We start from the raw sequence: 11,864 nt of genomic DNA, 5'->3' as shown, positions 1-11,864 counted from the left end.
TGATAATCCAAAGATTGAATCCTCAATTCGCAACCAAAGTTTCAGGAAACGGTTTCACTATAAACTAGGAGATTTTTTGAAACTAAAAAGTTATATTTATGTATACCGGGATTACTAATTCAATAATGATTCTTTTTCGCGGTTTCCTAATTCTATCTGGTGTAATGTTGATTTTATTTCTGGGATCCATAACCTGCGCAACGGATATGGATTCCTTAATTGAAACACCAGACATACAAGAGAAGATCTTTTACAATGGGACTATCTACACCGATGGTACCAATTTCACAAATAGTATACGTGTGAACCAGGGAGTCGTTCAAGAACTTGGTGTCGATCCTGATGAGATCCCGGATGCAATCAGAATTGATTTAAACGGGACTTTTATCTATCCAGGCTTTTATGACAGTCATGTGCACCTGGTAGAGGCGGGCTATGGATTTAGCAGCGGGTGTTTCCTATACGGAGCAACTGATGCAGATGCCATCTGTGCACTTGTCAAACCCATTGCAGAAAAACTCCCCCCGGGTGAGCCAATGTTTGGAGGAGGTTTTTCACTTGAAAATTATAATAACTGGTCACTTGAAGATAGACATAAACTTGACCAGATAACCGGAGACAGGCCGGTATTTCTTGGAGATCAACTGGGTCATAATGCAATAGTAAATTCTGCAGCTCTTAAACTTGCAAATATCACCGCTCAAACGAAGTCTCCACCTGGTGGGTTGATAATCTGTGAGGATGGCGAACCTACAGGCATGCTCAGGGAATCTGCGATGACGCTTGTCGGTAATGTTCTTTTTGATACATTTTCAGATAAAACAATAGAATCCGTTTCAAAACATTTCCTTGATACATGGGCATCATTTGGGTATACCTCGATTAATGATTTATCAGGGTTTTCCGGAGGGAGAATGCTCAGACCAGACATGCTCAGAAAGATGGAAAAAGAAGGAAATCTCTCTGTCAGAGTCAATTATCTCTATACTCTGTTCTCATTAGATGAGATTGATGATGCCCTGAAGTATATGGGCAATGATACCCCTATGGTCAGATTCATCGGACTTAAGATCTTTGTTGACGGGGCTTATGCAGCAGGTCAGGCCTGGACCAGTTGGGAGAATCAGGAAGGAAATCACGGGCTGTCATACGTATATCGAAACGATGAGTATGGATCAGCATATAATCTCAGTAGGATAATTGAACGAGCCGAAGAACTTGGGCTGAATGTACAGTATCATGTTCAGGGAGATGAGGCAATAGAAGCTGTTCTTTCTTCATTAGAAAAAATTTATGCAAAGAATCATACATTGAACGGCACTCACACCCTGATACATCTTGCTTTTGTGACTGATGATCAGATAAAGCGGATTGCTCAATTTAATGGAAAGGTTGTAATGACCGTACAGCCGGCATTCTGGCATGTAGAAAGTGATCTAACCAGATATTATGGTGATAGATATTATTCTGCGTACCCACTGAAAGAATTATTTGATTCTGGAGTTCCGGTAGGTATCAGCACAGACTTTGGCGTTTCTCCTCTGGCAGTGTCTTCTCCAACTGCGATAATGAATATATCATTACGTGGTGGGGAAAATCCAACCGTCATCCAACCACTCACTCGTGAAGATGTCATACGTGGATTGACTTCAGGAAGTGCTGCAACGGCCCCCTTTAACGATATTGGAAAATTAACGGAAGGATATGATGCTGATATGGTGGTATATGATCAGGATCTGTATTCAGTTCCTACAGAGAGTATAACAAATAAAACCCCAAAAGTTTTAGCAACGTATATTCGTGGCAATATTGTGTATGATTCAAATAAGTAACTCTCCGATATTTATTAATTTTTGTTTTTTTCCTGTATTGATGATACTGGTTTTTACTGGCCTAACACTCTTGCTCTTATAAACCAATCAGAACAAACGTACCATTCAGCTTTACAGTACGTTTGGGGAACACCGGTACTGAACGGTTCAGAGTTCGTCATTACACATCTCATCTGTAATGTATCGAAGAATACGTACGAGATATCATCACTTCTATAAACTGTCAATCACACTCCAACAATTAAATGAACTGTATTCAAATAGTTCGTCCCAGACATAATGAATGCGAATAATATGACAGCCCCATCTGATAACCAAACACCAGGATCTCATACAATAACCTGGAAATGTACCGTTTGTGGTTTTCTGTTTACCGGAGAAAGGCCACCGAAGGGGTGTCCTCATTGTCACAGTCCCTCAGGTGAATTCATTCCGTTCCATGAGAGGCCGGTTACCTGCCCGGTTGACGGTTTTGATGTTCTCCTCATCAATGGCAGTTCTCACCGGGCTAGGAATACTGGTATAATGATTGATATCGCAGAGGAAGTCCTAAAAGAACGAAATATTTCATACAAACGGTTTAACCTGAATGAATATACGATTGATCACTGCTGGTGCTGTTATGCAGTAAGAGCGCAGTCATGTGATTATCCCTATCGAAATAAAGATGACGACATGCATGTATTTCACGAGATGCTTGCGAAGACAAAAGCGGTGATAATCGCTTCACCCATCAACTGGAACAACATGTCTGCCAGGCTGAAGACATTTCTTGATCGGACAACCTGTATGCAAAACCTCTATCATCTGAAAAAACCTGGTCTGACCCATGGGAAAATAGTTGGTATTCTGGTCTGCGGTCATGAGGATGGAGGGATCACCACCGCACTGAATATTTTTCTGAATTTTCCCATATATCGAGTGAGCTTGATGGAGAGATTTGATTCTTTTAGGAAATCTGTAACGAGATTTTGTGAGAAGAAAAAAATACTGATTATGAAAAGTTCAATTCACGATATATACTCATTACCCTGATCCAGGAGAACAGATCCAGGAGAAGTCTCATATCGGAGAAACCGGAACCTGATTTTTTCGTTCGGAGGAAGATTTTCTTCACCCATCCAAGTTCATATTTTCAATATTTTTTTAATATAACGTATTATTGTCGATATATGATATGATCGGAGAAAAAAAGTGAGATCGCACAGTAAAAAAAAGTGTTGTGTATTTGTTTGTACTTGATTATACCTCCCTTACTGCTCTTTGAAAATTTTTCTCCGGTCAATAATCGTATTCGTTTGCAGTGGTTAATGTTCGTTATACCGCATATACGGGGATATTTTACCGGAAAAATTTTTACTCCAAGGGGGGTATTTTCAGGTTCCAGTCTCTCCGGTGACTCTGATCAGCATCATACCTAATCCCATATAGTATATATATGATACATATCTCAAAAACCCAGGAATGCCATTATAGAATATGGTTATTTTAGGTTCTCCGGTATATGACTTCATAAACTATGTTCCTGAATGATATTATGCGTATTGATCTCCTCATGGTGAAAATAACAAAAAAGAAAACCAAACACATAACATGAATTCTTTTATGGTTTGAACGGGCATTATTTGAGGGAAGCTCAACATCGCTCATGATGGATCCAAGGTTTATAAAGTATTTATGAACCACACTATTTTGGAAAGGTGTTTTCGGTACTCTCAACAGGATACATTCACAATATTTGACTGGGCCGTATCATGGAACAAAACCTTATCATATCGAATGAAATCATTATCATATCATTACTCCTTGTCGCAATCATTGCATCATTGACCTTACGGCATCTGAAGCTGCCGTATACCATCGGGCTGGTCCTTATCGGTTATGTCTTCTCAGCATACATCGTTCCTCATGTAGATGTGTTAAAACCGATTGGGCCTTACTTTCCAGCGGTTGACATCATCCTCTACATATTTCTCCCGCCACTCATATTTGAGTCTGCAATCGAGGTAAATACCCGGCTATTTAACCGAAACCTCTTTCCCATTCTCTCTCTTGCTATTGTGGGGGTCATCATCTCCGCAGGAATAATCGGATATATGGTATCGTGGTATTTTGCAATCCCTCTTCTCTTCGCACTCCTGTTCGGTGCTCTCATATCGTCCACCGACCCTGTGGCAGTTATCTCCATATTCAAGGAGATTGGGGTTTTAAAACGCCTCCAGATCTTTGTGGAAGGAGAGAGCCTGCTCAATGATGCGAGTTCTATCATACTGTTCCAACTGGTTCTTCTTTTAATCAGTAAACCCCTGCTGAAAAATAATCTCACATTTTTAGAGACATCTGCACTATTTACCTCGCAATTACTCACATCATGTGCCGGCGGCATTATTGTCGGAATTATCGGAGGAATTTTATTACGAATAATCCTTCAAAAAGCTCCTATTCATGTACACATTCATCAGACTGCAACCCTTGTTGCAGCATATCTGACATATCTTGTGAGCGACGAACTCGGATTTTCTGGAGTAATCGCAGTTGTCGTGTGTGGATTTATTACTGCACGGGCAGCATCAGACTGGATCGGCCCTGATCGACGTGAGGAACTCAAGCGGTTCTGGGAATACATCGGATTTCTTGCAAACAGCCTTATCTTCCTTCTGGTTGGAATTACGATTGCTACCCTAAAGGATTTCTCAATTCTTTTAAAAAATGGAATATTTGGTATTCTTTTCCTTATCGGTGCGGTATTGCTGGCACGATTCATCCCGGTTATCGGAACCTTTACCCTCTCTAACCGGTTTACCCGTCACAAAGTTCCGTTATCATATCAGATGATCTGTTTCTGGGGAGGTCTTCGGGGTGCTGTAGCCATCGCTCTTGTACTTTCTATTCCGCTTTCTCTTCCATTCAGGGATTTAATTATTGCATGGACAGTGATTGCGGTTCTTTTTAGTATTTTTATCCAGGGGCTATCGATCGGACCGCTTATTAGGGTTTTCAGGCTTGGACAATCCCCTCTCATCAGAACTTTCTACCAGTTCTATCGGGATATTACCACCAGCAGAGCAGCGAAATCAGCGCTTGAAAGTTCATCTCTTGCAGGGATAACAGACCCTGACATATTTGAAACATGTCTTCGAATGTATGATGAAAAAATACAGAACACTGAACAAAATTTACAGGAATTCTGGGATGAAGTTCATAAAAATCCTGACCGGATGAGTGTTATCAGTCTATTCTGGTTAGAAGCGCTCCATTATGAAGAAAAAACCTACCGTCAGCTCTATGACGACGGACTGATACCTCCGCCAGTCTATGCTGAACTTCAGTATCAAACCACGATTCGAGAAGATCTTATTCAGTCAGGAAATTATCACCCGGATACCCGGCTGTATGCACCTGGTTCACGGTATCGAATAAAACTTCATCGGTTTATGCGACGGATAATGCCTGAAAGTTCCATTACTACGAAATATCAGAAAAAAATAGAGATTGATCTCATCTTTGCAGCAGTTGCAGTATACATAACATCGTCCGCTGTAATTGAATACCTGAAACAATTATCCAGGTGGGTATGCCTGGATGTGTCAGAGATTCAGGAAATCATCGGTACATATTCAAAATTTCATGAGAAAGCTTCATCATTTCTCATATCTGAAAAAAAGGACTCATTTCACAATATATCATTCGTAACGGAATATCTGGCTGAAACAGTTGCAAGAGCAGGGATAATCCATATGCTCAGTCATAGTCTTGACAAAGGGATAGGGGATGAAAAATCAGTACGCCATATGATTGAAATTCTTATCCGGGAGAAGAATAAGGCAAGAAGAATAAAATGGAAGGATAACTTATAAACCGCCTCCCTTTCGTTGAGTATTTTGCAGTTTATATCACAAATTTATTCATTTCCTGGGATATCTTCTGAAGCGATACAGATGCATCAGATATTGTTCTTGTTACCTGATCGATCGATGAACTCATCTCCTCAGTTGCAGCTGAGGATGTGATAGCCTCCTGGGCCGTATCCCTGGCAATGATTTCAAGTTCATGGACACTTGCCGTGATCTCCTCCACACTTGCAGCCTGTTCTTCAGTATGTGCTGCAACATCGCTGATTCTCTTTGAAGCAATCTCAATTGAATCTGCAATATGTTCAAAAATATTCATCATCTCCTTGACGGCGGCATCACCGGTCGTGACGTCTTCAAGGGATCGGTTCATTGAAGACGTGACATTTTTGGATTTTTTCTGCAGAATCGCGATGAGTTCAGCAATACGTTCTGCTGATATCCGTGACTCTTCTGCAAGGGCCTTCACCTCATTTGCAACCACTGCAAATCCAAGGCCCGCATCACCTGCCCGTGCAGCCTCTATCGCTGCATTTAATGCAAGGAGATTGGTCTGGTCTGCAATCCCGCTGATGAGTTCAACAATAGAACCTATCTCCCCCATCTGGTCATCTATCTCCTGTACGACCTGGTTTGTCTCTTCAAATGACTGTTTTATATTTTTCATTCCCTGATCGGTTTTATGGACCAGTTTCGTTCCTTCGATCGAGAGATTGTTCGTTTTCTGGGTAAGACCTGCAACATCGGTCGTCTCGGTTGCAACAGAAGAGACTGCTGCTGCAAGGTCATTCATCGCCTGTAAAATCTGTTCTATTCCACGAGAGGATTTTTCAGAAAGATCACTTACCTGGTTTGCATTAACGGCCACTGTCCGTGAACCTGCTGCAATCTCTTCAGAACTTGCATTCGTCTCTTCCATTATCCCAAGAAGGGATTCAACCTCATTGCGAACCTTCAGAATTGCAGATCCCATCTCAGTTCCAATGGTATTCAGAGCATTTTTAAATGGGATAAAATCTCCTTTCACCTCTATTGTATCAGAAAACCGGGAGGAGAAGTTTCCGTTTGCGTATTGTTTGGAAAGAAACATGGCTTCATTGATTGGGACGAGTAAATTCTCAAGGGTTACGTTAAAGCCATGAATAATATCCCTGTATCCTCCCTGAAATGCAGACTCATTCCCCCGGATGGAAAGATTCCCTTCTTTTGCTGCTGATACTAGTTTTTCCGTCTCATCGATAAGGCTGTTAATCGTATATGCAGTATCACGAAGTGCAGGTCCAATCTCATCCTGATCATCCATAACCGGGATTTCAGAGACTCTCTCGCCCCGTGCAATCTTTTGCATGGAACCGATGACATGCTGTTGCAGATTATCTGCAAATGAGTCCATAATATCTGCCATTTTTCCGATCTCATCTCGGCGACTCATAAAAAGCCGCATTCCAAGATGACCTGCCTTCATCTCCTGAATCATGGTCACTACCCTGGAAAGGGGTCCAGTGATACTCTTGGTGAGAAGGAGAGCAAGCCCGATGCCACATATCAGGGTAAGGAGGACTATTATGAGGAACAGGAGTGAGGAAACCTGATACTGCTGGATAATCTCATCCTTTAATGATTTTGATTTCACCTGATTGTACTCTTCCAGTTTATCGAGAGCATCCTGTGCTGCATCTCTGGGGATTTTAAAATTATCACTATATATACCTTCGAGTGCTGCCTCCTCCCTCCCGTTTGTCATGTGGTCCATGACCGCACGTAATGACTCTTCAAAAATTGGCCAGTTTTTGTTGAATTCATTGATATATTCCGTTTCTTCAGGAGTAAGAGACTTGCTTTGATACGTCTGCAATTTACTTTTGATATTGGTTATCTCGTCATCAATCTCTGCAAACTTATCTTTCCGCTCATCTTTGGCGAAAACAGTTTTGTAGATGTTTATCCGGATATTAAGAAAACTGTTGTCGGCATTTAATAATTGATCCAATGACACAAGATTGTCATCATATATCAGGGTTGCTTTCTCGGTCATCTGACCCATTGCATTATACCCGACGAGGGCAATTATAATGGCAAAAAAGATGATACATAAAAACCCCCCAATCAGTTTCTTTTTCATCGGAATGTTATCAAGAAACATCGTTATCATCTCATGGTTGAGTAAGTAGTAACTATTTAGATTCCCATAAAGATATGGTTCACCCCACTACCCGTTCCTGTCTTCGTCTTCATCATATCGTAGCGCTTTATGTAGGGTCGGTTCTGGGATGCGGGGTTCTTATTCTGCCCGGGCTTGCTGCGGAGATAGCAGGGCCGGCATCTCTGATATCGTGGATAGGTATCATAGTTTTGGCATTTCCGATGGCTCTTACCATGGGGATGCTCCCAGCCCGGTTTCCAAACGACGGTGGGGTATCGTATTTTGTAACCTATGCATTCAATGAGAAAATGCCACATTTATCCTGACATACATGGGAGGTTGCGCCGCCGGGATTGTTTTACTGAAGGATAACCGATATGCAGTATGTATGAGTATTTTTTCTCTTCTTTTAACATCGGGTGTTCTCATCTTTGTATCATGGGCGATTGTATTTCCAATAGCGATAACCATTCTGTGGGGTATTTTTGTAATGAGAAAAAGAAGAGATAATTCCTGCTCAGAAAATAAAAATTAAATTGTGGATTTAATCCGGGGTATCATTTTTTGGCGAGACCAAATACGCATTCATAATAACAGTGGGAACATCCCTCCCCAAATAATATGCAATCGTCTGTTTCTTCACTCATGTCATACGATTCACAATCACAATTTCCACTGTCTCCCCCGCATTCATAGTAGCATTTTGAGCACCCGGTCCCATAATAGATACAATCGTCCGATTCGTCAGTATATTTGTCATACGTATCGCAGTCACAAGCCTTTGTTCCGCCATAATAGGGGCGGTAGAATATCTGTACCTGCCCGCAATAATTTGAACCTGCATTGTTTGACCAGGTACTCTCATCTGAATCCTCAACGACATAGGTTCCTTTCCTGATAACCGCATCTGTATGGGCGACCCAGTATGCATTTGGCACTCCACCCATTCCAGGTTCCCCTGTTGTCTTCCAGGGACCATAGGCCATGCCGTCATTCATATTCCGAAGCATAATCTCTCCGGTAGAACTGGTTCCCTGACCATAGTTCCAGTGATATGTAATGATTTTACAGATGTATACGTCAGTATTGAAAGTCACCTGCGGTCTGCACTTTGCGTTATTCTCCACCCCATCCAGATTTCCGTTATCATACTTTTCAGTACAGTCGGTTGACTCAGGTGGTGTTGGTTTGTTATCCGTGCCTCCTTTTGTCTGAATACAGAAAACATACCGGTGCTGCTTGTCATAATTGGAATAAAGAGTATATGCGTGATTATCCGGTAGGTCTGGTGGTGCAAAGGATCTATCACTTCGAATGGTTATGGTTCCTCCATCACGAAACTCAATATCATATCCTTTTCCTGCCTCAAACGTTACCGGTCCGTATTCCTGCCAGTTCCAGTTTGCCGGCTGCCCGGACTCAGGAGTTGTGAAGTACCGCTCAACCTGAGCATAGGTGATCATATAACTCCCCGGCGGGTAATGTGAACCTGCCATTGCCACCTGACTTGGTTCAATCGGACCCCAGTAATCCACACAGGGTTTCGCTTTTGAAGAACTATCCGTTGGACCTGATGTGGATGTACTGATACAATATGCATATGCCCGTTCGCCATCAGAATTGGTAAACGTCGTGTATGCATATCCTGCCGGAAGATCAGGTGGAACAGATGATGACGATGATATTGATGCACCCCCGTTCTTAAAGGTAATGTGATAGGTTGTTCCAGCATTCATCTGTATGGGGCTGCTCTGTTGCCAGTTCCAGTTGAGTGGTCTGGACTCTTCAGGTCCAAGGGGTTTTGGCGGGCTTTGTGCATAATAGAGAACATAATATCCTGGTGGATAAAATGTACCGGCCTCCTGTATACCGGTTGGTTCAATCGGACCCTGTGGTGTACAGGGGATTGCTGATACGTATCCAAAGAATGGGATAAGGAGAAGAATAAAGACAATAATGCCATATCTGTGCTGGAACATCGCCCGCGGCATATATTTTTTCATGATACACCTCCACAGGGATCTGGATATGATGATCATCCATAACCCTGAATAATGGAGTAATGAGAATAAGATGTAATAAACTTTTGCACAATTGCATTACATTTATTTTATAAAAAACGCAAAAATCATAGGTTATTATGTGATGATCATCTCTGTATGAGCAGTTTGATCTCGCGGTTTATCTCACCCTTTTGGTATACTCTATACCTATCTTCATATTCAAATGCGGAATGAAATAATAATGTGTATTTAAATTATGCAGATTTTCTGGCATTGATCAGAGTTCCTGAAGAATTCGGATAATAAAAGATGTTGGATTATTTCCTGAATTGTGAAGGAAAGAGTTCCTCTTTTCCCGGTAGCCGAAGAGCTGCCCAGTATTCCTCGATAAAATCATTATCCACCAGCAGATCGATGTATCCCATCCGTTGTGCAATATCAACAGCCTCATGTCTTGCAGATACTGACAGGAGACAGGCATACGCTCCGGCAAGTGATCCGTTTCCGATACGATGAAATTCTGCGTTTGGAAATTCCGGAAGGATTCCAAATGATATCAGGTGATCAATATTCCCAAATGTTCCAAACGCTCCTGCAAGGAATATATGATGTATGTCGCTGGGATGCAACCGGTATTTTTGAAGAAGAACAGTAATCGCTGCAAGCACAGCAGCTTTTGAGTCCATAAGGTATGCCATATCCTGACTGGTAATAACAATGTCCTTCCCGGTTGCAGTCTGCTGCGCCGGAACCAGTAAAAATTCAAGACCATTCTCATCTGATCGCACTCCCGGTGCATGCTCGACAAATTTTCCGCTAAAATCAAGAATGCCTGCCTGAGCCAGTGCAGCTGCAGCATCAATTATCCCTGATCCACAGATCCCTTTCGGCTTTGTATCACCGATAACATGAATGGTGACATGACCATCCGGAGAGATGGTAACCGCATCAATAGCACCCTTCATCGCCCTCATTCCTGATCGCAACCCCGCCCCCTCAAAGGCAGGGCCTGACGCACATGAGGTAGAAACAAGCCAGTCTTTATTCCCGAGAATAATCTCCCCATTTGTACCGAGATCGATGAGAAGGGAGTTTTCTTGTATCGTGTGCATCCCTGCAGCCAGGACATCCCCGACGGCATCACCACCAACAAATCTGCTCACGGCAGGAAGACAAAAGACTCTGACATGTGGAGCTACCGCAAGGGTGCATTCCTGTGCAGTCAGTATGATTGGACTGTTCGGAATGATTGCATCGACATATTCCAGCGGTGATGGATCTTTTCCGGCAAAAAGCCATGTCATGACGGTATTGCCACCAATGCATACATCGTGTATATCGGTATCCAAAATTCCTGCATCTCTCGTCAGTTTGTGGATAACTTCATTGATACTCCCAATGGCTGCTGCCTTAAGTTCCAGTCGTCCTTCTTCCTGTCTTCCTATCGCAATTCGTGTAACCAGTTCCTCTCCAAGGGTTATCTGGCGGTTCAGCGTTGAAGCCCGTCTGATTACTTCACCGGTAAGCAGATCAATGAGAAGACCGACAACGGTTGTCGTGCCAAGATCGAGAGCAACACCAAACAAACTCCCCGTCGTATCCCCTTCTTCGAGTGCAATAACCTTTTTTGTCCCTCCCTCCTCAGCAATTACACCGGTTAGGGAGCTGGAAGAATTCATGATACAAGACCGCTGTTCTTCAGTCATCACTGGTCGTACACCGGTATATCCGGAAAACCGGATAGAAGGCCCAAGTACTGCTGTCGGACCGGATGTATCTTTTTCAACCAGATATTTATGAACCGACGGCTCAATGGTTCTGATACTCCGGGCAACATCAAGAAGGATCTGAGGGGAATCAATTCTGCTCTCTATTGGAATGGTAAATACAGCATCGCTCCACACCCTGACCAGGCATGCAAGACAGTACCCTTTCCGTTGTTCATCAAGGGTAAGAAATTTTGCACAGACGGAACCTTCTTCGGTAATCTTTCCTGATACTTTGATAACCCTGCATTTTCCGCATGTGCCTTTCC

At 42.6% G+C, this 11,864-nt stretch carries 7 protein-coding genes; 4 read left to right on the top strand and 3 right to left on the bottom strand.

Annotation, left to right across the window (positions count from 1 at the left end; genetic code table 11):
• Positions 1-206 precede the first annotated feature (206 nt).
• The 3 genes from PLA23_RS05045 to PLA23_RS05035 all read left to right on the top strand — a co-directional run bounded on the left by PLA23_RS05045 (position 207) and on the right by PLA23_RS05035 (position 5,689).
• Positions 207-1,832, top strand: coding sequence for an amidohydrolase (locus tag PLA23_RS05045; protein WP_324331279.1), 1,626 nt, complete (start codon positions 207-209; stop codon positions 1,830-1,832).
• Between the two features lie 279 nt (positions 1,833-2,111).
• Complete coding sequence (locus PLA23_RS05040) at positions 2,112-2,867, top strand: NAD(P)H-dependent oxidoreductase (RefSeq protein WP_324474270.1); 756 nt, start codon at positions 2,112-2,114, stop codon at positions 2,865-2,867.
• A 719-nt stretch (positions 2,868-3,586) separates the two neighbouring features.
• Positions 3,587-5,689, top strand: a complete 2,103-nt coding sequence (locus tag PLA23_RS05035) for a cation:proton antiporter (RefSeq protein WP_324474268.1) — start codon at positions 3,587-3,589, stop codon at positions 5,687-5,689.
• 31 nt (positions 5,690-5,720) lie between these two features.
• Here the strand turns inward: PLA23_RS05035 and PLA23_RS05030 are convergent, their stop codons facing one another.
• A complete protein-coding gene (locus tag PLA23_RS05030; protein WP_324327884.1) occupies positions 5,721-7,826 on the bottom strand; it encodes a HAMP domain-containing methyl-accepting chemotaxis protein in 2,106 nt (701 codons plus the stop codon).
• 53 nt (positions 7,827-7,879) lie between these two features.
• Here PLA23_RS05030 and PLA23_RS05025 point away from each other — a divergent pair, with 53 nt between their 5' ends.
• Positions 7,880-8,152 (top strand): amino acid permease, encoded by a 273-nt coding sequence (locus PLA23_RS05025; RefSeq protein WP_324474266.1) that lies wholly within the window; start codon positions 7,880-7,882, stop codon positions 8,150-8,152.
• 231 nt (positions 8,153-8,383) lie between these two features.
• On the opposite strand, the gene PLA23_RS05020 is transcribed toward PLA23_RS05025, so the two are convergent.
• Positions 8,384-9,829, bottom strand: a complete 1,446-nt coding sequence (locus PLA23_RS05020; protein WP_324474263.1) for a hypothetical protein — start codon at positions 9,827-9,829, stop codon at positions 8,384-8,386.
• Between the two features lie 317 nt (positions 9,830-10,146).
• Positions 10,147-11,864 (bottom strand): ASKHA domain-containing protein (locus PLA23_RS05015; RefSeq protein WP_324474261.1); only part of this gene is annotated, 1,718 nt, incomplete at its 5' end.

Origin of the sequence: Methanospirillum sp. (assembly GCF_035406105.1) — an archaeon.
GTDB lineage: Archaea > Halobacteriota > Methanomicrobia > Methanomicrobiales > Methanospirillaceae > Methanospirillum.
The sequence above is the reverse complement of the archived record's forward strand: the minus strand, read 5'-3'. Positions and strand labels throughout refer to the sequence as shown.

Excerpts from the sequence above, each read along its gene's own strand:
- PLA23_RS05045 (WP_324331279.1), top strand. The coding sequence starts at position 207 with ATGGATTCCTTAATTGAAACACCAGACATACAAGAGAAGATCTTTTAC.
- PLA23_RS05040 (WP_324474270.1), top strand. The coding sequence starts at position 2,112 with ATGAATGCGAATAATATGACAGCCCCATCTGATAACCAAACACCAGGA.
- PLA23_RS05035 (WP_324474268.1), top strand. The coding sequence starts at position 3,587 with ATGGAACAAAACCTTATCATATCGAATGAAATCATTATCATATCATTA.
- PLA23_RS05030 (WP_324327884.1), bottom strand. The coding sequence starts at position 7,826 with ATGTTTCTTGATAACATTCCGATGAAAAAGAAACTGATTGGGGGGTTT.
- PLA23_RS05025 (WP_324474266.1), top strand. The coding sequence starts at position 7,880 with ATGGTTCACCCCACTACCCGTTCCTGTCTTCGTCTTCATCATATCGTA.
- PLA23_RS05020 (WP_324474263.1), bottom strand. The coding sequence starts at position 9,829 with ATGAAAAAATATATGCCGCGGGCGATGTTCCAGCACAGATATGGCATT.